We start from the raw sequence: 24,215 nt of genomic DNA, 5'->3' as shown, positions 1-24,215 counted from the left end.
ATCTGAAAGTTGAAAAGCTTTTTAGTTTAATATTTAATTTATATTATGAAAAATTTTATCTTAGGGTTGGCAGTTTTAAGCACCGTTGTAATGAAGGCACAAACCCGGATTATCGCCCACAGAGGCTATTGGCAGACCCAGCCACCGACCACGGAAAATTCCCTGAAGTCGCTGGAGAATGCACAACAGTTAAAGATCTACGGCTCCGAATTCGATGTACGGATGACGAAGGATGGGGTTTTGGTCATTAACCATGACGAACACCACGCCAAAATGGAAATCTCCGAAACCGATTTCAAAGAGTTAGAAAAAGTAAAATTATCCAACGGCGAAGACTTTCCTACTTTAAAAGATTATCTGAAACAGGGAAAGAAGGACAAAACCCTGAAATTGATCGTTGAAATCAAGCCGGACAAGACCAAGGAAAAAGAAGATGAGCTTACGGCAAAAACGATTAAAATGATTAAAGACATGAAGCTGGGATCGCAGTGCGAGTTTATTTCTTTCAGCCTGAATATCTGTAAGGAAATTAAAAAGCTGGAGCCTTCGTTTAAAGTACAGTACCTGAAAGGGGAGCTTTCTCCGCAGCAGATCAAAGACGAGGGACTGGACGGGCTGGATTACCATTACAGTATTTTCCAGAAAAACCCGACCTGGATTGCAGACGCGAAAGCTTTGGGATTGATTACCAACGCCTGGACGGTAAATGACATTGTCATTGCAGACGAGCTGAAAAAGCAGGGCATCGGATTTATTACGACCAATATTCCGGATCAGCTTAAAAAATAAATCCGGTTTACATAACCTTTATAACAGTCTGTCTCTTTGGGGCGGACTGTTTTTATTGCATACGCATACAAAGCATCTTTCAAATTACAACAATGTGAATGGAATTCAATGCATATTGCGCTTATCATAATTTGTGCGGCTATGGTATTTTTTGAAAATGCGTAAAATTCTTTAAATACGTATTAATTTTAAACACGAAATGCTTTGTGGTACCCTTGTGGTATGTTTTAATTTCTCATAAAAAGACAATAAAATTAGGTAAATTAGCTGACCTTATCATATTAAAAATGCTTAATCGTTTTAATTGGCTGTTAATCAAAAATATATCTTTCTCTGTTAAACATAAATTAATATTTCGTTTAATAATTCTTTAATATCTGTTAAAATCGCGTTAAACCCTTACTCATATTGTCGTTTTATTTTTGCGCAAACAATAAGGATATGCGTAAAGCAACACAAAAAGTACTCATCTTATCATTATTAGGACTCGTCAGTGTAGAAGTAGCTGCCCAGCAAAAGGCAAAAAAAGACACTATTAAAAACATTGATGAGGTTGTAGTAACCGCTTTGGGAATCAAACGAAAGAACAAAGCCCTTGGATATTCTACCGAAACCATCAATTCGGACCAACTGTTAAGAACACAGAACACGCATTGGACCAGTGCGCTGGAAGGAAAGGTTGCCGGACTCAAAATTCAGACTGCCGGGGCCGGACCTCTTGCCACCCCAAGAATTACTTTACGGGGAGATGTTTCTATGAGCAGCATGGCTGATAACCAGGCACTGATTGTTCTGGACGGTGTGCCTTTGAATTCCAGAACGGTAGGTACCGGAACGCCGGCCTACGGTGCGGGTGCGGGAGGAGATGTTCCGATCGATTACGGAAACGACCTGAGCAGCATCAATCCTGATGATATTGAAAGTATCACTGTACTAAAGGGGCCGAGTGCCTCCGCCTTATACGGATCCAGAGGTGCGTTGGGAGCCATTATGATTACGACAAAATCCGGAAAAACAAAAAACGGGAAGATTCAGGTAACGCTCAACTCTTATACCAGTTTTGAATCGGTTCTGAAATGGCCCGACTATCAGTACGAATATGGCCAGGGAACTTTGCAGAAGGATAAAAACGGGAATTACTATTATTCCTACGGTTTATCGCCGGATGGGGTAAATACGGGTTCTACCAGCAGTGCTTTCGGACCGAAATTCCAGGGACAGTCTTTTTTCCAGTATGATCCTACCGTACAGGGGCAAAGTAAGGAAAGACAGCTTTGGAGGCCTTATACAAACAACATCAAGGATTTCTGGGAAGTGGGAAGCACGTTCTCAAACAACCTTTCCATCGAAAATTCCAATGAGAGAACCGCATTCAGGGCATCGCTTTCTTACCTCAAAAATGAATGGATGATGCCAAATACAGGTCTTGAAAAATGGGGAGCCGCTATTTCCGTCGACCATAAAATCAATGAACGTTTCAAGGCCAACATCAAATTATCCTATAACCAGACGAAAAGCGATAATCTTCCTGCTACGGGATACAATAACCAATCGATTTCCTATTTCATGATCTTCCAGAATCCGAATGTGGATTTGGCATGGTACCGGCCGATCTGGAAAAACGGGCAGGAACAGGTTGACCAGATTCACCCTTTCAGCTCCTATATCGATAATCCTTATCTGATTGCTTACGAAATGACTAACAGCCTGGACAAGCAGAATATCGTAGGGAATGTAAGCTTGGCCTATCAGATCGATAAGCATTTTGATGTACTGCTCAGATCCGGAATGGCGATCAATGATGAGTTCCGTACCCAGAAAAGGCCCTGGAGTTCAGCAAACTTCCTTCAGGGATATTACAGAGAGCAGTATGTGGACGGATTCAATTTTAATAATGATCTGATGATCAATTATAAAAATACATTCGGTGCCTTCAACTTCTCCGCAACGGCTGGAGGTTCTACCCAGTATTTTGAACAGCTGACCAAGGATTATTATGCGCTGGGTCTTAAAAAGGCAGGCGTTTATAACCTCACCAATGCCATATCGCAACGTTTCGATATCCCGCAGCCTTACGATAAAATGGTAAGCAGCGTATACGGGCTGGCTTCATTAAGCTACAAAGATAAAATCTTCCTGGATGTAACCGCCCGTAACGACTGGAGCAGTACTTTACCTAAAGCAAATCGATCGTATTTTTACCCGTCGGTATCTTCTTCATTCATTCTTTCCGATATTTTCGGGTTGAAGAGCAACCGGTTCAATTTCTGGAAACTCAGAGCTTCATGGGCACAGACCGGAAACGATACCGAACCTTACCAGCTGCAGAATTATTATAATCCGAGTCTTGCGTTTCCCGGGTCTGTTGAAGTTTCCAGCCGTTACCTCAACCCGAACTTACGCCCGGAAATGCTCACTAACATAGAAGGAGGTATGGATTTCAGCCTTTTCAACAACCGGTTAACCTATAATATTACTGCTTACCAGAGTAACTCGGTAGACCAGATCATCAGAAACGTTCCGGTGCTTTGGGAAACGGGATATACCCAACGGGTAATCAATTCAGGAGAAATCAGGAACCGGGGGATCGAAATGATGATGAACGCCTATCCTATAAAAAATAAAAACTTCATGTGGAATGTATCGGCAAACTGGTCGATGAACAGGAACAAAATCTTATCCCTCCCTGAAGAATTCAGCGGGCAGCCCTACACTTACGCAAGTGTCGGGGGAGTGGTATACTACAATGCAGTCGTAGGAGGATCACTCGGAGATCTTTATGGATACGGGCTGATGTACGCTCCGGACGGACAGGTCGTATACGGAAGCGACGGATTGACGGCAAAGCCGGCGCAGATGAAAAAAATTGGAAATGCCTATCCGAAGTGGAGGGCCGGAATCCAGAACGAGTTCAGGTATAAAAATATTTCCATAAGCTTTTCCTTCGACGGACAGTACAAAGGAATGGCTTATTCTCAGTCGCACCACAAAATGTCCGAACAGGGCAAGCTCGCTCATACACTGGAAGGAAGAGACAACCCCGGAGGGATGATTGTCGGGCAGGGCGTTGTACAGAATGCCGACGGTTCGTATGTGCCGAATACAAAAGGAATCCTGGTATCCAGTTACTATGCCGACTATTACAGAAGGGCCAACGTAGAAACCAATACATTCGATACTTCCTTTATTAAACTGAGAGATGCCAGAATTGCCTATTCGTTTCCGAAATCGGTGACGGGGCCGTTAAAAATTACAGACTTAACCCTGGCGCTTTTCGGGAAGAATCTCTGGATGTGGACCAAATTCCCGCTTTTTGATCCTGAAGCAGCTACTTTGGACAATGCCACCATCACGCCGGGTGTGGAAATGGGGCAATTGCCGGCATCACGTACGATCGGTTTCCAGCTTAATGTAAAATTTTAAATCTTAAGACATGAAAAAAACAATAGTTAAATATATGCTTCTGGCAGGCCTGGCAGTTACAGCCGCTTCCTGCGACAGAACTTCTGATGAAATAAATATAGACGACAGCAAGATCTACGAGCCTGAAGTATCCAGCTTTCTGGCGCCGTTGCAATATAACCTGGCTTCCATAGGATATTCGAGAGCGAATGATTTTACCTTCGATATCATGCAGGTTTCCCTGGATTTTCCCAACGAAGGAAATACCCTGAGCCGGTACAATATTACTGAAAATACGGGAGCCGGCTATTGGAACAACAGCTACAAATGGGCCAAGCAGATTTATGAAATGAAAAAATCTGCAGTAAGCAGCAACGATAAAAATTATGAAGCCATTGCTTTGGTCCTGAATGCCTGGGCCTATTCCAACCTCACCGATACCTACGGAGACGTACCTTTTACCGAAGCGTCGAGACTGGATGAAGGAATCAGCCAGCCGAAATTCGATCAGCAGAAAAACATCTACATCCAGATGCTGGATGATCTTAAAAGAGCAAATTCTCTTTTCGTTACCACAAAAACCTTAACGGGACCCGATCTGTTCTACAATGCAAACAATGACGTCAACGGAATAACGAGCTGGAAAAAATTCTGTAATTCTCTCAGCTTAAGGCTTCTTACAAGGATCATGGCAAAAAACGGTGAAGTGAATGTATATGAAAGAATCCAGGAAATCGTGAATAACCCTACCGTTTATCCTGTATTCCAGAGCAATTCGGAAACGGCAAAACTGAATATTACCGGAGTGGCTCCGCTGATGCCGCCGATCGCAAGGCCGCAGGATTTTACCACCGGGCGTGCCGCTTCAGAATTTTTTGTTGAAACTTTGAAAGGAAATAATGATCCGAGAATGGCTTTGTTTTTCAGCCAGGCCAAAAACCTTCAGGGATCGAATATCGGTTATAAAGGCGCTCCCTCAGGATATGCCTACGGAATGGTCTTCGATTATCAGCCTTCCAACATGAACCAGAACCTGGCCAAAGCGCCGCTGAACATTCTGGTATATCCTTATGCGGAATTGCAGTTTATTCTGTCGGAGCTGGCTTTTAAAGGGATTATTTCAGGAAATGCACAAACCTTTTATGAGAACGGGGTAAAAGCAACCATTGAACAATGGGGTTCTACAATGCCTTCCAATTATTTCTCCAATCCTAAAGTGGCTTACAACGGAACTCTGGAAAGGATCATGCTGCAGAAATACGTCGCCCTGTTTTTCGTAGACCAGCAGCAGTGGTTTGAAAAAAGGAGGACCGGATTCCCGGTACTTCCGAACAACGGGGGATTGCTGAATAACGGAATCATGCCGTCAAGATTGATGTACCCACCAAACCCAAGAGTTTTAAATACCTCCAATTACCAGGCAGCCGTACAGCAGATGGGCGGCGACAATATCAACGTAAAAGTTTGGTGGAATAAATAATCAAAGCGTAAAAACTCAATTGTTCAAAAGCTGATTATCTAAAGATTTGCCAATAACAACCTTTGTGTTCTCTTATAAGTAGAACGGCTTTGTGAAAATTAAAAACAGTGTTGCAGTCAAAAAAAAACTTGGTGAATTCCGGGTTCCGAAAGCCATGTGCCAAGCAACAGATATTTAAAGTAAATAATTCAACAGAATAAAATAATGAACATAAAATTTTTAATGCCATGCATGCTGATTTCAGCCATGGCATTCTCTCAGGCCTCCGTTTCTGGATATGTATATGAAGACGGGAATAAAAACCAGAAGAAAGAAAACCGGGAAAAGGGAATCGAAGGCGTAGCGGTTTCCAACGGCGCTCAGGTCGTACTTACCGATAAAAACGGAAGGTACAGCCTGCCGGTTCAGGATGGGCAGACGATCTTTGTCATCAAGCCTTCCGGATATATGACACCGGTAAATGCAAACAATCTTCCGCAATACTACTACCAGTACAAACCGAAAGGCTCACCGGCTGATTTTAAATACAAAGGTTCCGCACCAACCGGGGAACTTCCGAAAGAAATCAATTTTGCCCTGAACAGGCAGAACGAAAGCAAGAATTTTGATATCCTGGTATTCGGGGACCCGCAGCCTTACACTGAGAAACAACTGGATTATTTTAAAAGAGCCATCATTAATGAAGTGAAAAATACCAAGAAAAACGCGGTGCTGGGAATTAGCCTCGGAGATCTGGTAGGGGACAATCTGAGCCTTCAGAAACCTTACGCCGATGTCATGAAAGAGGTCGGGCTTCCTTGGTACAATGTGATGGGAAACCACGACATGAATTATGATGCAAAAGAAGATATGCTTTCCGACGAGACGTTTGAATCCAATTTCGGTCCGGCCAACTATTCTTTCAATTACGGAAATGTCCACTTCATGGTGCTGGATGACATCCTGTACCCGGACCCACGTGACGGAAAAGGCTATTGGGGAGGCTTCCGCGAAGACCAGCTGCAGTTTATCGAGAACGACCTGAAACTGGTGGATAAAAACAAACTGATCGTCGTTTCTTTCCATATTCCATTGGAGCATAAGAATGAAGATAACTTCAGGAATTCAGACCGTCAGAAACTGTTCGATAACCTGGCGCCTTTTAAAAATGCTTTGCTTTTATCGGCACACACCCACATCCAGCAGCAGCTGTTTTATGGCAAAGAAGCGGGCTGGAACGGTTTCAAAGACCTTCATGAATACAACGTCGGGACAACCTGCGGCGACTGGTGGTCCGGAACCTCCGATGATATGGGGCTTCCGACCTCTACTATGAGAGACGGTACCACCAAAGGATATTCTTTCATCAGCTTCAGCGATAACGGTTATAAAGTGAAATACAAAACCGCCGGAAAACCGGAAGATTACCAGATTAATCTATACGTTCCGAAGGTGGTTCCTTTCCCTTCAAAAACCTCTGCCAAAGTGCTGGCGAACTTCTTTATGGGAAGCAAAAAAGACAAGGTGGAATACCGAATCGATGGCGACAAATGGGAAGAAATGCAGTATGATGAAACAGTGGACCCGAATTTTGCCCTTTCGGTTTATAAATGGGATACCGCGCAAAATATGCTGACCGGCAGAAGGCCTTCCAACCCGGAAAGTTCAAAGCACATCTGGACAGGCGAATTTCCGAAAAAACTTTCTTTAGGAAAGCATAAAGTTGAGGTAAGAGCAACCGATATGTATGGAAACCAGTTCTCCGCGATGGATGAATTTGAGGTGCAGAACCAGATCCTTATTCCTTAATTTTCATTTATTACTATACTTTCAACGGAACCGGCTCCTATTGAGTCGGTTTTAATTTTAACCTATACCTAAATCTAAATCTTAAAAATTTATTATATCAATCATCACAATATCGTCCGGTACCTGTATTTCCAAATCATCTTTCGTAAATTTGCCGTACGAATAAAAAATTCTAAAAAATGAATATAGACGGAAAAAATGCCATCGTTACCGGAGGCGGAAGAGGACTGGGAAAAGCGGTGGCTTTAGCATTAGCTGCTGAAGGCGTAAACGTAGCCATCACGGGAAGAAATGAGGAAAACCTTAAAATGACCGTTGAAGAGATCAAAAAATTTGGAGTCAATGCAACCTATGCGGTCTTCTCCGTAGATAATGAAATCCAGGTAAAAGCGGGAATCGAATTGGCAGCTGAGCAGCTGGGCGGTGTGGATATCCTGATCAATAATGCGGGGATCGGCGATTTCGGATCCATCGAAGAAATGCCTTCCGAAACATGGGAACAGGTCATCAAAACCAATCTTTTCGGAGTTTATTATGCGGCCAAAGCGGTATATCCTTTCATGAAATCAAAAGGGGAAGGTGATATCGTAAACGTGGCCTCAACAGCCGGTCTAAAAGGCGGTCCGAACATGTCGGCCTATGCCGCATCCAAAGCAGCGGTAGTTTCTTTATCACAGTCGATGATGGCGGAATGGAGAAAACAGAACATCCGTGTTATTACCTTAACACCGAGCACCATCGCTTCCGATATGAGCATCCAGGGCGGATTAACAGACGGAAATCCTGAGAAAGTTCTTCAGCCGGAAGATTTTGCCGAATGGGTAAGAGACATTCTGAAAATGAACAGACGCGCTTTGATCGCCAACGGCTCTATTTTTTCAACGAACCCGTAATCGGTTTAAAGTTCAAAGTTTCAGGTTCAAAGTTTTATCTTAAGAACCTGATTGCATATCTTAAGCGGGCTCCGGCCCGTTTTTTTTGTTAAATGTAACTACAGATGGACACAGATTTTCACGGATTTTTTTGTGTGTTGGATGTGTTATAATGAACTAAATCAAAGGTTTAAATACTTCAATTGTTCATCATGTCAGCAGAAAAAATCAAAGATTTTTTAAAACTTTTGTGCGCTTTCTTCAGCATGAATCATTCATCTTCTTTATACAAGTATAAATGTCTTTTGCCTCTTTTGTGGTTAAATTTCCGTTCATTTTAAACAGATCTGCATAAATGAGGCGTGGCTTAGACTCCGCTCAGCCACCGAGCAATTGTATAGATTAAAAAAATCAGAGATTTTTTTAATCTAATGTGCTCTAAAGTATGCGCAATAAGAATCTCTTCAATCTCATGTGTCTTATGTGTTAAAGTTCTTCTCCGGCTTACTTCATTTCTACAGACCTTCAAAAACGTCAATCTGCAATTTAAACCCGTAATCTTAAAAATTCAATTTTTAAATATTTATTTTTGCAGCAAATTATTCACATGCAAAATTATTTAGAATTCGATTTCAGAATTACACCGCTTCAGCCGTGGAACGAAATATTGATGGCCGAACTGATCCAAATCGGTTTCGACAGTTTCACTGAAGAGCTGGAGGGAATTTTAGGATATATTCAGAAAGACCTTTTTAATGAAGAGCAACTGAAGGTCTTGCCGCTTTTTGAAAACGAAGAAGTAAAAATCGAATATACCTTCAAAGAAATGCCCAACATCAACTGGAATGAAGAGTGGGAAAAGAACTTCGAGCCGATCAATATCGACGATAAAGTGCTGATCCGTGCTGAATTCCACGAGTCGGTTCCGGGAATGCATGAAATTGTGATCCAGCCGAAAATGTCATTCGGAACGGGGCACCACCCAACCACCCACCTGATGATCCAGCAGATGATGGATATTGATTTCCAGGATAAAAAAGTGCTGGATATGGGGTGCGGAACTTCCGTGCTGGCCATTTACGCCAAGCAGAACGGAGCCGGAGAAACGAAAGCCATCGACATCGACGAATGGTCCGTAGAAAATTCAAAAGAGAATGCTGCCCGGAACAACGTAGAGCTGGACATCGAATTAGGAACCGCTGAAAACTTAGGAAAGGAACATTACGATATCATTCTGGCCAATATCAACCGAAATATCCTGATCTCAGATATTCCGACCTATGTGACCGTACTGAACGACGGAGGGAAACTTTTGCTTTCCGGACTGTGTTTTTTTGATGTGGACGATATTCTTGAAGTCTGTAAAGAAAACGGGCTTGAGCTTACCAGAAAACTGCAGCGGGAAGAGTGGGTGAGCCTGCTTCTCGAAAAATAAACACCACCAACAAAATATTAATATGAAAACCTTTTTTACCGCTTTATTTCTGCTTATCGTTCAATTCGTGTTTGCGCAGGAAGAAATGTATGCCGACGGAATTTTTAATTTCGATCAAAATAAACCGCAGAAAATATTTACCACCTGTGCAAGGATCCGGCAGGCTCCTGAAGTAAATGCACAGATCCTGGATTCTCTGCAGCCCAATCAACAGGTTTTGATCCTCAAAAAAGAAGAAAAGGTCCTGAAGCTGGGCGAGAGGGTGGCCAGCTGGTACAAAATTTCTTACGATAAAAACGGCCGGAATTCCGAAGGTTATATCTGGGGTGGGAACCTCTGTACAGGTTACCTGAGTAAAAACGGCTATGACTTCCTGCTGGGTCTTACAAAGACCATTTCCAAAAAAGATCCGCAGTTTCCTGCTGAGACCATTCAGCAAAACATCGCTGCAGTCAAGATGATGGAAGGCAATACCCTGATCGATGAAGTTTCCTTTGAAACGGGCTCAGGAGAAAGTCTGAGCTACGGAACTTTTACGGTGGAAAGCAACCACAAACTCAAAAATGTGGAATTTACCTTAAAGGCCGCTATCTCCGGAGAAGCCTGCGGAATACCCGGGTATGATCAGTATATTTTATGTACCGGTAAAAAACTCGTTGCCCTGCCTCAGCTGATGGGCGTAGGTGATGCGGATGTATACTACCATCACGAAGAATTTGTTTTTCCTAACGATAAAGGCGGAATTCCCAATGCGTTCATCTTTAAAATGGAGGAAATGGAAAAAGATGAAAAAGACCGCGAGAAAAAGAAAAAAGCTTCAAAAACTTACCTTTGGGACGGTACGGTTTACCGGCTGAAATAAACCTGTTAATTTGAAAACAGACTAATGAAAAACAATATGAACCAAGGCCATGTAGATCTTTTCCCGGTTTTAACTACCGAAAGACTGCTGCTGCGGAGATTTCAACAGGATGATATTGAATCCGTATACAGAGGACTGTCACATCCGGAGGTTATCAGACATTACGGGGTAAGCTATGAAAGCCTGGAAGCTACCCAGGAACAGATGGACTGGTTTGCCTTGATCGAAAAAGAAGAAAAAGGAATCTGGTGGGCGGTCTGCAATAAATATGATCAAACTTTTCTAGGCGGGCTCGGATTCAATAATCGGAGCAAAGAGCACAGGAAAATCGAAATGGGCTACTGGCTGCTGCCTGAATATTGGGGTGCTGGAATCATCGTAGAGGCAGGAAAGGCTGCCTGTGACTATGCCTTCCGGGAAATGTCGCTCCATCGGATCGAAGCCGTCGTAGAAACGGAAAACAACAACAGCAAGAAAGTAATGGCCCGCCTGGGTTTTGAGCTAGAAGGCATCATGAGAGACTGTGAACTGAAAGACGGCAAATTCATCAGCCTGGAAATGTATGCCAAATTAAACATGATGTAAGAACTGATCTTTTGCCCGGATTAAGAAAAACGAAGTCATAAATATGAAAAATTCTATGCTGGGAATAATGGAAGATTTTGTTCCTGAAAATCCTGAAGCAGTTGACAGGCGTTATTCAGGTTTCGGGAAAGACCTTTACAGACAGATCGAACAACGGTTGCCTGATGTTTTCAAAGATTTTCAGTATTACCAACGGATAAATATCCAGACAGAAGACAGTTATGCCGTATACTATAATGGTCAAAGTTCATTTTGTATTCAGCTTGATCCGTTACGTGAAAAAATAATATTATGGAATGAAAACAAACAGATTGAAATTGGTTATTGGTCCGATAACGAATATGAAGATGCTTTGCAATTTATTGAAGCCGAATTGCTGCAGAGTCGATAAATATATAAAATATCAGTAAAAAAATATAGATTGACGGCCACAAACCTAACGGGTTTCAAAGGCCCGTTACGTTTATTATCTACTGAATTTATTGATTTAAAAACTGGTCCTGTCCTTATACTGATTCTAAAAACCGGATATTTTAAAACCATTAAAAAATGAGAATTTCGAAACAGAAGTTGCTTTGATTTCACAGAATCTCCGATTTCGAATTTTTAAACGTTCCGGTTGAAATCGCGATGCTCTATCCAGCTGAATCATTCTGCCTACAACAAAAAAACCTCACAACAAAGTTGCAAGGTTTTGTGAGCGCGAAAGGATTCGAACCTTTGACCGTCTGCTTAGAAGGCAGATGCTCTATCCAGCTGAGCTACGCACCCTAAAGTGTTTTTGAAGTCGGGGCGGCAGGATTCGAACCTGCGACCTCCTGGTCCCAAACCAGGCGCGATGACCGGACTACGCTACGCCCCGATTGAGGTCATCGAAACAAGGAAGATTACCTTGTTTTTTGTGGTTGCAAATGTATAATGTTTTTTTGAATTATGAAAATAATTTTAGGGTAAATTTTAGATAATATTTTCACAGTATTATTTTAACGGCTTTACCTGATTCATTACCATTATATTAAGAAAAAGGAATGCCTGAGATTTCTTGAGATATAATCAGCACAAGCAGGGCGAAAACGGACTCGTTTCATGACTTTCATTATTTTGTCCTTTTCAGAGTATAGACAAATCGTCTGGAATTTACTTACCGAAACCTGAGATCTTAATATTTCCCAGAAATACCTTTGCACCGTTATGGTATTCCCAGGGAGCAGACAGGTAAAAATTTTTAGCTGCCGAAGGAGCAAAGAATATTCCGTCCGCTAATTTCCGGTTGCCGAGGTAAACCGTCATCCTTTCTCCTTCTACTTCAAGACTTATATGCAGGATTTTATTGAGATAGGGTTCAAGATCAAACGTATGATTGGCATATTTTTCAGGATTTTTGCTTCCGGTATTCACCATATTGCTGTCATAATACTGCAGCTCTACGTAGGTGCCGGAAATCCCCATGTATTCCTTCGTGCTGTTGTCCGGCGCAAAGCCAAAAGACAGCGGGGCAATATCTTTTATCTGATCCCCTGTTGCAAGCAGGTCAAACGTTACCGTAAAATGATCAGGATAAGATAAGGCTTTTGAAAGTTTATATGTCGCTTTATCTTCAAGCGGCATCCATTTTCCCGGATATCCTTTCAGTATGCTTACGGCGGCCAGTCCGTTGCTCTTTATCGAAGAAATGGAGGAGCCCGCTTTGTAAGCCGAAAAATCTTCTGAAAAAACCGGAATATTTCCCGTAATGAAATTTTCGGAGACCCGGATTTCTTCAACGCGTTGGCTGTTCTTTTTGGTAATCAGCTGATCAACGGTTTTCTCTGTTTTTTCCTTTGCTTTATTCCACAATTCTTTCAGCTGTGCCTGGGATTGCAGTGGTAAAAGTATAAGCGGTAAACACAGGATACGGATCTGAAACTTCGGATGTAGCATAAATAAATGTGATTTGGTGTTGGAGGTGTAACTAAAATATATGTAGTGATGGTTTGGTGGAATGGATAGGTTTGCCTGTTACGCAGATTTCAGTTGGTATCCAGACTGTAAGATCTGCGCAACCGGCAAAAAAAATATTGAGAAAGAAATGATAGACAACTTTTAATGCAGCCGTACTTTTACGACTTCTCCGTCTGCTTTTACTTCAACAAACTCTTCAATCCGGTCTTCATGGTTAACAGCATACTGTTTGAGCTCGTAATAATTGGTACGGCCTCCGTAGCTGTTGTATCCTGCACCGGTGTATTCATGGTAGTAGCCGTTTTTGGTGTAGGGAAGGAAACCCTGCAGAAAATATTTTCCCGGTTTCATTTCCGGAAAAGTAAACTCTCCGTCGCTGTTGGTAACCGCTTCCAGCCGGTATCGGTAAGCATTGTCCGAAAGATAGACATACCGTCTTTTCCTTGCATTCTCTTTTTCCTTTCGTAGCTGGTACCATGCATTAAAATAAGGCGTTACCGGAAGCAGTACCACTTTGATCTGATTGGCGTAAATGCGGTTTCCCGCCTTGATGCCCATATTGTTTCGGGTTTTCGTAAATGCTATTCCTTTTATAGTGGATTTGCCCCTGGCCAACATTTTCTTAGCTTCAAGGGAATCGAAAACGGCTTGAGGATAAAAAACCTCTTTCTTATCTTTTTTCTCCGGTTCTTTATATTGCGCAGTCAGTGGAGCGGCGGTACCTGCGGCGGTGAGCAGGATTAAAAATATCTTTTTCATGTGATGGTGTTTTTATTAAGGATTGATCATTTTATCATAGGGAAGATTGAAAGATCCTTCTGTAATATTGATCACATTGCCTTCCATGGATCTTACTTTTCCTGAAAAAGTTCCTTTAATGCCGTCTTTACTGATTGCTTCTATATGAACCGTAAAAACATCATTAGCGGTGGAGGTATTGTAGAGTAAGGTTCCGTTATTGGTTTGTACGGCGTAGCGTGCAATCATTCCCTGTTCTTCCGGAGTGGCATATGTACCCGCTTTGATATCACCGCCCTGTTTCCATATTTCGAAATCGAGCGAAGGTGAAGGAAGGCTGCCATCGGTAGGAGAAGATTTTTCATTCCCTCCGATAACGATATGCTCCCAGCGGTTATCATTTCCGCCACCCTGAAATATTACGGAATGAAAATCTACCTTTCTGTTGTCTAAAGAGGCTCTGAAATAATAGTCCTCGGAATGATCCGAAACTTCGTCATTATTTGAACAGGAAGATAATCCCATGCATAATAAGATCAGCAGGAAAAAGATTCTGGATACCCTGCCGGTTAAAAAAAATACATTCATACTTTTGCGTATTTGGATTAGGTTTACACAAAATTAAGCGGTTGAAAAACGACATAAAATACCCGTTTATATGTAATTTTTTTCTACTGGTTTTTGAGTAGTTTTTAGCCGAAAACCATGAAAATGAGGGATAATAATAATTTTTGCTGCATCTTTACATTGTAGATAAAACCAGTAATGAACGGTAATCCCGGTATAAAATGCCCACAGGATTTGAATGAAGTAAAAGAAAAATGTTAATAAATAAAATCAAAGTAAAATTTAAAATGAACTTTAAGCGTTTAACCTATTACCAAATGTAAATTGATGAGCAAAATTAAGATCTTCATCTGCTCAGGAATTACTCTTAAATATAAACATGCTCACATGCTGAGAAGTACTAAAAAAAGAATGATAAATTATTATCGGCTTCTGATCTGCCTTTGCTTGCCTTTTGGGTTGTCTGCGCAGCAGCAGATTCCGCTGGATGAAAAAAGATATGTCGACAGCCTGGAACAAGTTTTATTGTCGGATCGGGCCGCTGATACCGTAAAAGCTGAAGCACATTTTACGCTGGTGGATTACTGGAAATTTAAAGATGCCCTTAAAAGCAAAATCCATCTGGCTGCAGGAAAAAAGCTGGCCGGAAGATCCTCTTATGAACAGGCGGTGATTCCTTTTTATGAAGGGCAGTACTATTTTAATTCAGATCCGGGAAAAGCCTCGGCAGCGTTTAAGGAGGCAATACGTAAACTGACTCCTTTCCGTGATAAAAGAGCTTATGAAAAGCTGGCCGCTGCATGGTACAATTACGCACTGATGAATAAAGATGCGAAAGGATATGACTTCATTACCAAAATCACGCTGGAAAAAGCCATTCCGTATGCAGAGCGTGCCCGTAATCCCGTAATGGTCGGTCATTATTATACCCAGCTTGCGACTATACTCATGAATAATGCCCAGTTTTCCAAATCCCTGATGTATAATCGGAAAGCGGTCTCCATTCTTGAAAAGGCAGCTCCGAAGTCGAGTGCGATGTTATTTGCTTATCTAAACGGGGTAAGTGTCTGCTGTTATACAGAGCAGAGCGAAAAAGCGCTGTACCTGCTTCACAAGGCAAAAAAACTGTTGGAACCATATCCGGATTCGGTGAACAATACCCTTTATTATTATAATGAAACTTTATATTATACAACGGTTAATGCTTTGGATAAAGCTTTGGTAAGTGCAGGTATGGGAATTGTCATGGCAGAAAAGTACCATCAGGAACAGATGGTTCAGCAGCTATTGTTCCGGAAATATGATATTTACAGCCGTCAGAAAGATTTTCAGAATGCACGTCATATCCTCATGGATATCGTTAAAGATCGGACACTGATGCGTAATTCTATCGATAAAGCCATGATCTACGGTGAACTTGCCAAAACAAATGCCGCCCTGAAAGATTACCGGTCCGCTTATTCCTGGCTGGATGTGCAGAAAAAATTAAACGACAGTATCAATTCCGGTGAAAGCCGGTTGAAGATCAATGAGCTTGAAACCAGATACCGTACGGCGGAGAACAGGCGGAAAATTGCGAACCTTCAGTCGCAGAACCGCCAGGCCGCGCTGAATTCGAAAAACGAACGGCTGTACAGCGGGATTTTGGCCATCGGATGTCTCCTGCTGTTTGCCATACTCGGTTTTGCCATTGTGAATGCCCGCAGCAAGCGAAAACTTGCCGAACAGAAAGAAATCAATTACCGGCAGCAGCTCGAGGAATTGGAAAGAAAACAGCAGCTGAAAGTTACCAAAGCCATGCTGGATGGAGAAGAGCGTGAACGTGAACGCGTAGCCCGTGACCTGCATGACGGATTGGGCGGAATGCTCGCCGGCGTAAAGATCAGCCTTTCTTCATGGGCTGAAGATCAATCTGAAATAGAGGAAAATAAACGCTTCAGGAAAACTGTAGACCAGCTAGATTCTGCTGTCACTGAGCTCCGGCGCATTGCCCGGAATATGGTTCCCGAAACCCTTTTGAAATTCGGACTGGAAACCGCTCTCAAAGACCTTTGCGAATTTTATATGCGGAACGGGCTGGAAATTTCCTGTGAATTTTTTGATATCAGGAAGGATATTCCTCTGAATGTACAGCTGAATATTTACCGCATCATCCAGGAACTCGTTTCCAATGCCATACGCCATGCGGATGCTGCCCGGATTCTGGTGCAGTGCAGCCAGAACGAATCTGTTATTTTTATTACTTTTGAGGATGACGGAGCCGGATATGATCCTTCCGCGTTTAAGAACACCAAAGGAATGGGTCTCGAAAACCTGAAAAACCGGATTGCTTACCTGAAGGGGCAGCTCGAAATCGTTTCTTCGCCCGGCGAGGGAACAACGGTTAATATTGAACTTAATACTGTTACAGATGGATAAATTACGTACCGTAATTGTTGATGATCATCCCATTGTGATTGAAGGGCTTAAAAACCTTCTTTCTCATGAGGTCAATCTGGAAATTCTCGAAGGATTCTGCAATGGCACAGAGCTGCTCGGATTTTTAAAAAACCATCGTGTCGACCTTGTTCTGTTGGATATCAGCCTGCCGGATATCAGTGGAATAGATCTTTGTCTTGCAATTAAAGAAATATCCGAAAGCACTATTGTACTCATCCTCAGCAATCATACGGAACGCAGTATTATTCTGCAGGCGATACAGAACGGCGCGAGCGGCTACCTCTTAAAAAACAGTTCGCTTCATGAGCTGAGGGACTGTATTGCAGGTGCGTTGGAAGGAAACATCTGCTACAGCCGTGAGGTGATCGAAATGATCAGCCGTCCCTCCAGGAACGGATATGAAAATAATCTCAAGCTTACCCGCCGCGAAAAACAAATCCTGGCCCTTTTGGCGGAAGGAAAAACAAGTCGGATGATCGGAGAAGAATTATTTCTGAGTTCCCTTACGGTAGATACCCACCGCCGGAACCTGATCCGGAAATTTGAGGTAAAGAATTTGGCTGAGCTTATTATGAAGGCCGTCAGGGCGGGATTGATGTAAATTCTGATATACAAAGATTGAATTGCTTTTATATTTCTAATGATAAAAAATAACATTTACAGGTGGGTTTTGGGATGCCTTACCGCTTCTTTTGGTATCAACTTTTATATTGAATATAAATTAAATCATGTTTTCCAATGCCTGAAAGTTGATAACACCCGGGATTTAGAAAAGACATCCAACAAAAATTTTTATAAATATGGAATCGAAAATATCGGTGAAAATTTAAAAAGAGAACTGATCACAATGAATGTTGATGAATGCAGCTTTCGTGTGAGAAAGGACTATTTTTATCTTTTTCAGAACAAAACGATTTACATTACGAATCGTAAAAAATGTTTGAAAGTAATTGTCAGTTATCACCCTTTTGATTTTTTATTCAAAATCAAAGGATTTCAAAACTGTAATTGAATATAAATTTGGGGCATTTAATTTGTTTTCGGTATTTTATTTAAAGAGAAAAAAGTAGGGAGTAGTAAGGAACTTTAAATAGGGATTGCCTTTAATGGAATACAGACAAGAGCATTGATTTTAATAGCCCCGTTGGGGAAAAACTATTATCTCATGGCTTTTTGCACATGATCTGCTCCTTTTTTCAGATTGAATTAAACATTTTTGTTTAGTCCCCAACTTTTATGCTTGATCCGAATATAACAATAGCACATAGAGATAATATAAAACAAAAAAACCTCACAACAAAGTTGCAAGGTTTTGTGAGCGCGAAAGGATTCGAACCTTTGACCGTCCCGATTGCGATCGGGATGCTCTTATTCAGCTGAATTATTGAATAATTTTTTGATCTTAGAACTGCTTTTCCAAGCTTTTATTTCTCGTTCTCTCTCGTATGCTTCGGATTTTGAATTGAAAAGTTCATAATAGATAATGATCCAGTCTTTAGTTTTGGAAGTAAATCCTTTATGATCAGAAATATGCTTTCGCAATCTTTCCTGTAAATTTTCACAGGAATGCCCGACATAATATTTGTTTAAAGATTCAGAAAAAAGAATATAACAATAGCACATAGAGATAATATAAAACAAAAAAACCTCACAACAAAGTTGCAAGGTTTTGTGAGCGCGAAAGGATTCGAACCTTTGACCGTCCCGATTGCGATCGGGATGCTCTTATTCAGCTGAATTATTGAATAATTTTTTGATCTTAGAACTGCTTTTCCAAGCTTTTATTTCTCGTTCTCTCTCGTATGCTTCGGATTTTGAATTGAAAAGTTCATAATAGATAATGATCCAGTCTTTAGTTTTGGAAGTAAATCCTTTATGATCAGAAATATGCTTTCGCAATCTTTCCTGTAAATTTTCACAGGAATGCCCGACATAATATTTGTTTAAAGATTCAGAAAAAAGAATATAACAATAGCACATAGAGATAATATAAAACAAAAAAACCTCACAACAAAGTTGCAAGGTTTTGTGAGCGCGAAAGGATTCGAACCTTTGACCGTCTGCTTAGAAGGCAGATGCTCTATCCAGCTGAGCTACGCACCCATTATAAAGTTGATTCCCGCTTAGTAAGTAATTAAGCGCGTTTAAAAAAGTCGGGGCGGCAGGATTCGAACCTGCGACCTCCTGGTCCCAAACCAGGCGCGATGACCGGACTACGCTACGCCCCGAAAAGATATATAAGAAAGCGGAGGGTAAGGGATTCGAACCCTTGCGACACTTTCGCGTCGACAGTTTAGCAAACTGCTCCGTTAACCACTCCGGCAACCCTCCTGTTTATCTTTGTTTTTTAATGATCGTTACTCCGTTATTGCGAGTGCAAATATAGAACAGATTTCTTTATTTACCAAATATTTTTCAAGAAAAATTTCCGTATTTTTGAGGTAATAAACGGCAAAAAAATTAAACTTATGCGTAATACATTATATATCATCGGATTAAGCACCCTTGTTTTTTCCTGTACTTCCCGGCAGAATGCGAAAAATAAACAGTATATCCCGAGAACACCTGTGGTACAGGCAAAAACGGCCGGAAAAACAACTCCTGCAGATAAGCCTAAACCGAAAATTACTACCGATCACGGTGTGGAATTTTTCATGACCAATATCGCTGATATTACCAAAAACGACAATACTGCAAGCTACGGTTCCATCGTCTCTGCAAAGCCGGCAGGATACAAAGTGGTGAAAACCTATTTCCCGGCCATTGCACAGAATTTCAGACAGCGGTACCTGATCCTGCATTACACCGCTCTGCCGGATGATAAATCCATTACGGTGCTTTCCCAACAGTCGGTGAGTGCGCATTACCTGGTGAACAATACCGGGGATAACGAAATTTATCAGCTGGTGGACGAAAACAAACGTGCCTATCACGCCGGAGTAAGTGCCTGGAGAAACGACCGTAATCTGAACGATAACTCTATCGGAATCGAAATTGTAAATGCAGGTTTCACGACCGATGCTTCAGGAAAAAGGGTTTTTATGCCGTTTGATGAGGCACAGGTAAAGAAGGTAGCCGCATTGGTGAAAGATATTGTGGCAAGATATAATATTCCGGCAACAAATATCCTGGCCCATTCGGATATTGCTCCTACCAGAAAGCAGGATCCCGGACCTTTATTTCCGTGGAAAAGACTGTATGACGAATACCAGATCGGAATGTGGTACGATGATGCCATCAAACAGGGGTATTATGACCTGGCAACTTCTACTGATTTTCAGGCAACCTATAATGATGCGGCCTTTATCATGAATGTACAGACGCAATTACAGAAATTTGGTTATGCATTGGATCTGAGTGCGAAATGGGACGATGCGACGAAAAAAACAATTGAAGCCTTCCAGTACCATTTCCGCCCGCAGAATTATGACGGAATCATGGATGCGGAGACGTATTCCATCCTACAGGCGTTAAACCAGAAATATCCGGTAAAATAAATGTAACCGTGTATCAATTTACCAATGAGACAATCTGTCAATAGAAGAATTATACGATGCTTTTATTGTTAAATTGTTACATTTTTAAACTGTTACATTAACTAAGAAATTATGGAAGATTTTAGAAAAGAAAGCGATTTATTGGGCGAACTGAATGTCCCGGTACATGCTTATTATGGAGTACAGACCCAAAGGGCAATTGATAATTTTAAAATTTCAGGACAGCTTTTATCCTCCTATCCTGAATTCATCAGGGGGCTTGCTTTCGTAAAAAAGGCCGCGGCAAAGACCAATTACGAACTGGGGCTGCTGGATGAGAAACTATACTTTGCTATTGCGGAAGTCTGTGATGAATTAATTAACGGCGAACTGCACGACCAGTTTCCGGTGGATATGATCCAGGGAGGAGCAGGAACTTCAATAAATATGAACGCCAATGAGGTTATTGCCAACAGAGTCCTTGAAAAAATGGGAAAAAATAAAGGACAATATGAATTCTGCTCGCCGAATGATCATATCAACCTTTCCCAGTCAACCAACGATGCCTATCCTACAGCCATTAAAATGGGATTGCTGCAGATGAATACTACGCTGGTTAAAAAGCTGGAAAAAATTGTAGAGGCTTTCAGAGAAAAAGGCCGCGAATTTCAGGATGTTATTAAAATGGGAAGAACACAGCTTCAGGATGCGGTTCCGATGACCTTAGGACAGGAGTTTGAAGCATTTGCCGCAACGCTGGAAGAAGATATTTCCAAATTGAATAACAATGCCGGTCTTTTCGTAGAAGTCAATATGGGAGCAACGGCCATCGGAACGGGGATTAATGCGCCTGTCGGATATGCCACGCTTTGTGCGAAAAATTTAGCAGAGCTTACGGGCTTTCCGGTAGTTTCTGCTCCGGATTTAGTAGAAGCGACACCGGATACCGGATCGTATGTAATCTATTCTTCGGCGATGAAGCGTCTTGCCGTAAAATTATCAAAGATCTGCAACGATTTGAGGCTGCTGGCTTCAGGGCCGAGAGCCGGGCTTTCGGAGATCAATCTTCCGCCGATGCAGCCGGGATCATCGATCATGCCTGGGAAGGTAAATCCTGTGATTCCGGAAGTGGTGAACCAGGTTTGCTTTAAAGTTTTCGGAAACGATCTTACGGTAACGTTTGCGGCAGAGGCCGGACAGTTGCAGCTCAACGTTATGGAGCCCGTGCTTTCTCACGCCATTATGGAAAACATCCACTTTTTAGGAAATGCCTTGGACACGCTGCGTGAAAAGTGCATCGTAGGCATCACGGCCAATAAAGAGATCTGCCTGAATATGGTGAAGCACAGCATCGGCATCGTAACGGCGCTGAACCCTTACATCGGGTACAAATATTCTACTGCGATTGCAAAAGAAGCTTTGGAAACGGGAAAAAGCGTCTACAACCTGGTGTTGGAAAAAGGAATTCTCTCTCAGGAAAAGCTGGATGAGATCCTCGATCCTAAAAATATGCTGAAACCGCACAATAAATAATATAAGTGATAAGTGATAAGTTATTATTGATGAAAGGTATTTTTCAGATTTAATCATTTTATGCTATCATGAAATACAAACCGAAGTTTGAGGAGCCAAAAGAAGCAAAAGATTTAAATGCTTTTAATGGAATTAATGAGTACACATAAGGAATGGATAAAATAATTAAAAATCTGTGATTTTTTCTTTTGAGTACTTTGACTATCTAATAGCGTAAACATTACAATTATCTTTTGTCTCTTTTGTGGTTAAATAATCATTAGTTTCAGTCAGATACAATATAAAACCAAATAATTTTTGAAATTTTTAATCATCATTCCGGCCCACAACGAAGAAAATAACCTTCCGTTTACCCTCGATTCCTTACTTCATCAGAGTTGGAAGGATTTTAAAATCGTTGTGGTGAATGACGGTTCAACGGACGGCACCCAGGAGGTCATCAGCAAATACGCGGATAAAGATTCCCGGTTCACATCGGTTTCTCTTCAGAAGTCTCTGCATCAGCCGGGTTCTAAAGTAGTTAATGCATTTAAGAACGGGCTTCAGAGTCAGAACATGGATGAATTTGATATTATCTGTAAATTTGATGCCGATATTATTTTACCAGAAGATTATCTTGAAACCGTTAAAGATTCTTTTCAGAAGAATCCGCAATACGGACTGGTCGGCGGCTTATTGTATGTGGAAAAAGATGAGCAGTGGGTATATGAAGGGAACTCCAACAAACATCATGTCCGGGGTCCGATGAAGGCGTACCGTAAAGAATGCTTCGTTCAGATGAAAGGAATTCGGGAAACGTTAGGCTGGGATAATATCGATGCCATCCTGCTGGAGAACTTAGGCTGGAAAGAAGTGGTACTGCCGGAACTGCATGTAAAATTAATCAAGGTGAAAGGAGCAGATTATACCATAAAACCTGCCGATTATTACGGGAGATACTTTTATTTTTTAGGGCTTAACCCGTTTTTAGCCTATATTGCCGCTTCAAAAGAAGCGATGAAAAGCAGATCGGTTTCCTTTTTGATAAAGATCATAAGATCATATGAACGCTGCCGTTCCCAAAAACTGGAGTTAAAGATTTCAAAAGAAGAGCAGAAAATCATCAACAGCCAGCGTTGGAATATGCTGAAGAAAAAATGGCTGAAGATGTGATCATGTTGAATTGTGGCAAACATCAATAGGAGTTTTAGTTCGCTTTCCCAAAAATAAATTCAAACCGGCTTTAGCCAAAACTTACTCATGGTGAAAAAAATAGCCTACATCGAAATTGATACCCATGCGGAAATAGCGCAGTCTTTTATGGAAATTATGGAAGGATCGCCATCATTTTCGGTGGATTATTATTTTTCAAAAAAGATCAGAAATCAGATTGTTGACCATGGAGGATCAATTTTCTTATCCAACAGCTCTGTGATCCGGGATCAGCTGAAGGAAAAAGATTATGATCTGATCATCATCGGAACCGTTCACCGGTATTTCAATACATTTTTGGGCATCACGGCAAAATATAATACAGCGGTAATTGTACACAACATGAATTTTATCAAAGCTTCCAAAATGAAGCTGATAAAAAGCATCTTCAAAAAAGATAACATCTATCGGCTAAAACTCTGGTGGAAAGAAGATTTACTGAAATCTTCCGAAGTGTACAGGAAAGCAAAACATCTTTTGGTGCTGGATGAAGCGTTAAGCTCTGATCTATTCAGGTTCCTGCCTCTTTTTTACAGAAAACCTTTTAATGCACCGGACAACAAAGCACTGACCGTCGTGATTCCGGGTGGAGTTTCCCAGCAGAGAAGGGATTATAAACACGTTTTTAATACGGTTAAAAATTTAAATATACAGAAAGAAATAACCTTTGTCTTTCTTGGAAAAGCAAAAGATGGGGAACTGCAACAGCTTGACGAATTATCTCAGAATGTACCGAAGAATATTATACTGAAGTACTTTTCAGAGCGTGTTTCTCCTGCGGTTTTTGAAGGATGGATGCAGAAAGCCGATGTTTTGTGGTGCCCGATTCAGCAGGAAACGGCATTTTTCAGCCTGAAAGAAACCTATGGTACAACCAAAATGACGGGCAACCTCGGGGATGCCATCAAATTCGGAAAATGGGCGGTGTTTCCTGAAAATTATCAATCTCGACTGGACTTTATCGTTCCGGAACAAAAGGATATCATCAGTCAGTTTGAAATGCTTAAAAAGACCTCATTTGATTTTCAGAAAGACTATAGCAGACAAGCTGTTCAGCTAAAACTTCAAAAACTTTTAAATGGGCTGATTGCTGTTTAACATAACGTCAGTTTTATAT

At 41.5% G+C, this 24,215-nt stretch carries 20 protein-coding genes and 5 tRNA genes; 15 read left to right on the top strand and 10 right to left on the bottom strand.

Features of this window, described 5'->3' with window-relative positions:
- Positions 1-45 precede the first annotated feature (45 nt).
- The 9 genes from ACED20_RS09610 (at position 46) to ACED20_RS09570 (ending at position 11,604) form a co-directional block, all read left to right on the top strand.
- Entirely contained in the window at positions 46-789 is a 744-nt protein-coding gene (locus tag ACED20_RS09610) for a glycerophosphodiester phosphodiesterase family protein (protein ID WP_294241273.1), read from the top strand.
- 441 nt (positions 790-1,230) lie between these two features.
- Positions 1,231-4,212, top strand: coding sequence for a SusC/RagA family TonB-linked outer membrane protein (locus ACED20_RS09605; protein WP_378104304.1), 2,982 nt, complete (start codon positions 1,231-1,233; stop codon positions 4,210-4,212).
- 10 nt (positions 4,213-4,222) lie between these two features.
- A complete protein-coding gene (locus ACED20_RS09600) occupies positions 4,223-5,671 on the top strand; it encodes a SusD/RagB family nutrient-binding outer membrane lipoprotein (RefSeq protein WP_378104301.1) in 1,449 nt (482 codons plus the stop codon).
- Between the two features lie 204 nt (positions 5,672-5,875).
- Entirely contained in the window at positions 5,876-7,459 is a 1,584-nt protein-coding gene (locus ACED20_RS09595; protein WP_294241279.1) for a calcineurin-like phosphoesterase C-terminal domain-containing protein, read from the top strand.
- Positions 7,460-7,638: 179 nt separating this feature from the next.
- Positions 7,639-8,352 carry a 3-ketoacyl-ACP reductase gene (locus ACED20_RS09590; RefSeq protein ID WP_294230767.1) on the top strand — a complete coding sequence of 238 codons (714 nt, stop codon included), beginning with the start codon at positions 7,639-7,641 and terminating at the stop codon, positions 8,350-8,352.
- A gap of 586 nt (positions 8,353-8,938) precedes the next feature.
- Positions 8,939-9,766 (top strand): 50S ribosomal protein L11 methyltransferase, encoded by an 828-nt coding sequence (prmA, locus tag ACED20_RS09585; protein ID WP_294230765.1) that lies wholly within the window; start codon positions 8,939-8,941, stop codon positions 9,764-9,766.
- A 22-nt stretch (positions 9,767-9,788) separates the two neighbouring features.
- Positions 9,789-10,628, top strand: a complete 840-nt coding sequence (locus ACED20_RS09580) for an SH3 domain-containing protein (RefSeq protein WP_378104297.1) — start codon at positions 9,789-9,791, stop codon at positions 10,626-10,628.
- A gap of 24 nt (positions 10,629-10,652) precedes the next feature.
- Positions 10,653-11,213 (top strand): GNAT family N-acetyltransferase, encoded by a 561-nt coding sequence (locus ACED20_RS09575; RefSeq protein ID WP_294294901.1) that lies wholly within the window; start codon positions 10,653-10,655, stop codon positions 11,211-11,213.
- Between the two features lie 67 nt (positions 11,214-11,280).
- Positions 11,281-11,604 (top strand): hypothetical protein, encoded by a 324-nt coding sequence (locus ACED20_RS09570; RefSeq protein WP_345767460.1) that lies wholly within the window; start codon positions 11,281-11,283, stop codon positions 11,602-11,604.
- 306 nt (positions 11,605-11,910) lie between these two features.
- Here the strand turns inward: ACED20_RS09570 and ACED20_RS09565 are convergent.
- From ACED20_RS09565 to ACED20_RS09545, 5 genes are all read right to left on the bottom strand, one after another.
- Positions 11,911-11,984, bottom strand: a tRNA-Arg gene (locus tag ACED20_RS09565).
- A gap of 16 nt (positions 11,985-12,000) precedes the next feature.
- Positions 12,001-12,075 (bottom strand) — tRNA-Pro (locus ACED20_RS09560).
- Between the two features lie 275 nt (positions 12,076-12,350).
- The gene (locus tag ACED20_RS09555; RefSeq protein ID WP_294199527.1) at positions 12,351-13,133 is read right to left on the bottom strand and encodes a hypothetical protein; all 783 of its coding nucleotides are present in this window, start codon (positions 13,131-13,133) and stop codon (positions 12,351-12,353) included.
- A gap of 162 nt (positions 13,134-13,295) precedes the next feature.
- Positions 13,296-13,913, bottom strand: coding sequence for a carboxypeptidase-like regulatory domain-containing protein (locus ACED20_RS09550; RefSeq protein ID WP_294199526.1), 618 nt, complete (start codon positions 13,911-13,913; stop codon positions 13,296-13,298).
- A 15-nt stretch (positions 13,914-13,928) separates the two neighbouring features.
- Positions 13,929-14,480 carry a hypothetical protein gene (locus tag ACED20_RS09545; protein ID WP_294199525.1) on the bottom strand — a complete coding sequence of 184 codons (552 nt, stop codon included), beginning with the start codon at positions 14,478-14,480 and terminating at the stop codon, positions 13,929-13,931.
- Positions 14,481-14,870: 390 nt separating this feature from the next.
- On the opposite strand from ACED20_RS09545, the gene ACED20_RS09540 reads away from it, so the two are divergent.
- Together ACED20_RS09540 and ACED20_RS09535 are read left to right on the top strand one after the other, a co-directional pair.
- The gene (locus ACED20_RS09540) at positions 14,871-16,877 is read left to right on the top strand and encodes a sensor histidine kinase (RefSeq protein ID WP_378104290.1); all 2,007 of its coding nucleotides are present in this window, start codon (positions 14,871-14,873) and stop codon (positions 16,875-16,877) included.
- Positions 16,870-17,499 (top strand): response regulator transcription factor, encoded by a 630-nt coding sequence (locus tag ACED20_RS09535; RefSeq protein WP_294322551.1) that lies wholly within the window; start codon positions 16,870-16,872, stop codon positions 17,497-17,499. The genes ACED20_RS09540 and ACED20_RS09535 overlap by 8 nt, the downstream gene beginning before the upstream one ends.
- 767 nt (positions 17,500-18,266) lie before the next feature.
- On the opposite strand, the gene ACED20_RS09530 is transcribed toward ACED20_RS09535, so the two are convergent.
- The 5 genes from ACED20_RS09530 to ACED20_RS09510 form a co-directional block, all read right to left on the bottom strand.
- Entirely contained in the window at positions 18,267-18,521 is a 255-nt protein-coding gene (locus ACED20_RS09530; protein WP_295220957.1) for a GIY-YIG nuclease family protein, read from the bottom strand.
- A 102-nt stretch (positions 18,522-18,623) separates the two neighbouring features.
- Positions 18,624-18,878, bottom strand: a complete 255-nt coding sequence (locus ACED20_RS09525) for a GIY-YIG nuclease family protein (protein WP_295220957.1) — start codon at positions 18,876-18,878, stop codon at positions 18,624-18,626.
- Positions 18,879-18,927: 49 nt separating this feature from the next.
- Positions 18,928-19,001, bottom strand: a tRNA-Arg gene (locus ACED20_RS09520).
- A 50-nt stretch (positions 19,002-19,051) separates the two neighbouring features.
- Positions 19,052-19,126: transfer RNA gene (locus ACED20_RS09515), tRNA-Pro, on the bottom strand.
- Positions 19,127-19,144: 18 nt separating this feature from the next.
- Positions 19,145-19,229, bottom strand: a tRNA-Ser gene (locus ACED20_RS09510).
- A gap of 137 nt (positions 19,230-19,366) precedes the next feature.
- On the opposite strand from ACED20_RS09510, the gene ACED20_RS09505 reads away from it, so the two are divergent.
- The 4 genes from ACED20_RS09505 to ACED20_RS09490 all read left to right on the top strand — a co-directional run bounded on the left by ACED20_RS09505 (position 19,367) and on the right by ACED20_RS09490 (position 24,196).
- Positions 19,367-20,395: an N-acetylmuramoyl-L-alanine amidase gene (locus ACED20_RS09505; RefSeq protein ID WP_378104286.1), complete on the top strand. Its 1,029-nt coding sequence runs from the start codon at positions 19,367-19,369 to the stop codon at positions 20,393-20,395.
- A 111-nt stretch (positions 20,396-20,506) separates the two neighbouring features.
- Positions 20,507-21,907: an aspartate ammonia-lyase gene (gene aspA / locus ACED20_RS09500; RefSeq protein WP_378104283.1), complete on the top strand. Its 1,401-nt coding sequence runs from the start codon at positions 20,507-20,509 to the stop codon at positions 21,905-21,907.
- A 297-nt stretch (positions 21,908-22,204) separates the two neighbouring features.
- Positions 22,205-23,059 carry a glycosyltransferase family 2 protein gene (locus ACED20_RS09495; RefSeq protein ID WP_378104281.1) on the top strand — a complete coding sequence of 285 codons (855 nt, stop codon included), beginning with the start codon at positions 22,205-22,207 and terminating at the stop codon, positions 23,057-23,059.
- An 87-nt stretch (positions 23,060-23,146) separates the two neighbouring features.
- Positions 23,147-24,196, top strand: a complete 1,050-nt coding sequence (locus ACED20_RS09490; RefSeq protein ID WP_378104278.1) for a hypothetical protein — start codon at positions 23,147-23,149, stop codon at positions 24,194-24,196.
- Positions 24,197-24,215 lie beyond the last annotated feature (19 nt).

The sequence above is a fragment of the Chryseobacterium sp. sg2396 genome (assembly GCF_042610505.1).
Taxonomy (GTDB): Bacteria; Bacteroidota; Bacteroidia; order Flavobacteriales; family Weeksellaceae; genus Chryseobacterium.
This window is presented reverse-complemented; position numbering and strand designations above follow the sequence as displayed.

What these genes read in the sequence shown, in the direction of transcription:
- ACED20_RS09610 (WP_294241273.1), top strand. Translation starts at nt 46, where the DNA reads ATGAAAAATTTTATCTTAGGGTTGGCAGTTTTAAGCACCGTTGTAATG.
- ACED20_RS09605 (WP_378104304.1), top strand. Translation starts at nt 1,231, where the DNA reads ATGCGTAAAGCAACACAAAAAGTACTCATCTTATCATTATTAGGACTC.
- ACED20_RS09600 (WP_378104301.1), top strand. Translation starts at nt 4,223, where the DNA reads ATGAAAAAAACAATAGTTAAATATATGCTTCTGGCAGGCCTGGCAGTT.
- ACED20_RS09595 (WP_294241279.1), top strand. Translation starts at nt 5,876, where the DNA reads ATGAACATAAAATTTTTAATGCCATGCATGCTGATTTCAGCCATGGCA.
- ACED20_RS09590 (WP_294230767.1), top strand. Translation starts at nt 7,639, where the DNA reads ATGAATATAGACGGAAAAAATGCCATCGTTACCGGAGGCGGAAGAGGA.
- prmA (WP_294230765.1), top strand. Translation starts at nt 8,939, where the DNA reads ATGCAAAATTATTTAGAATTCGATTTCAGAATTACACCGCTTCAGCCG.
- ACED20_RS09580 (WP_378104297.1), top strand. Translation starts at nt 9,789, where the DNA reads ATGAAAACCTTTTTTACCGCTTTATTTCTGCTTATCGTTCAATTCGTG.
- ACED20_RS09575 (WP_294294901.1), top strand. Translation starts at nt 10,653, where the DNA reads ATGAAAAACAATATGAACCAAGGCCATGTAGATCTTTTCCCGGTTTTA.
- ACED20_RS09570 (WP_345767460.1), top strand. Translation starts at nt 11,281, where the DNA reads ATGGAAGATTTTGTTCCTGAAAATCCTGAAGCAGTTGACAGGCGTTAT.
- ACED20_RS09555 (WP_294199527.1), bottom strand. Translation starts at nt 13,133, where the DNA reads ATGCTACATCCGAAGTTTCAGATCCGTATCCTGTGTTTACCGCTTATA.
- ACED20_RS09550 (WP_294199526.1), bottom strand. Translation starts at nt 13,913, where the DNA reads ATGAAAAAGATATTTTTAATCCTGCTCACCGCCGCAGGTACCGCCGCT.
- ACED20_RS09545 (WP_294199525.1), bottom strand. Translation starts at nt 14,480, where the DNA reads ATGAATGTATTTTTTTTAACCGGCAGGGTATCCAGAATCTTTTTCCTG.
- ACED20_RS09540 (WP_378104290.1), top strand. Translation starts at nt 14,871, where the DNA reads ATGATAAATTATTATCGGCTTCTGATCTGCCTTTGCTTGCCTTTTGGG.
- ACED20_RS09535 (WP_294322551.1), top strand. Translation starts at nt 16,870, where the DNA reads ATGGATAAATTACGTACCGTAATTGTTGATGATCATCCCATTGTGATT.
- ACED20_RS09530 (WP_295220957.1), bottom strand. Translation starts at nt 18,521, where the DNA reads ATGTGCTATTGTTATATTCTTTTTTCTGAATCTTTAAACAAATATTAT.
- ACED20_RS09525 (WP_295220957.1), bottom strand. Translation starts at nt 18,878, where the DNA reads ATGTGCTATTGTTATATTCTTTTTTCTGAATCTTTAAACAAATATTAT.
- ACED20_RS09505 (WP_378104286.1), top strand. Translation starts at nt 19,367, where the DNA reads ATGCGTAATACATTATATATCATCGGATTAAGCACCCTTGTTTTTTCC.
- aspA (WP_378104283.1), top strand. Translation starts at nt 20,507, where the DNA reads ATGGAAGATTTTAGAAAAGAAAGCGATTTATTGGGCGAACTGAATGTC.
- ACED20_RS09490 (WP_378104278.1), top strand. Translation starts at nt 23,147, where the DNA reads ATGGTGAAAAAAATAGCCTACATCGAAATTGATACCCATGCGGAAATA.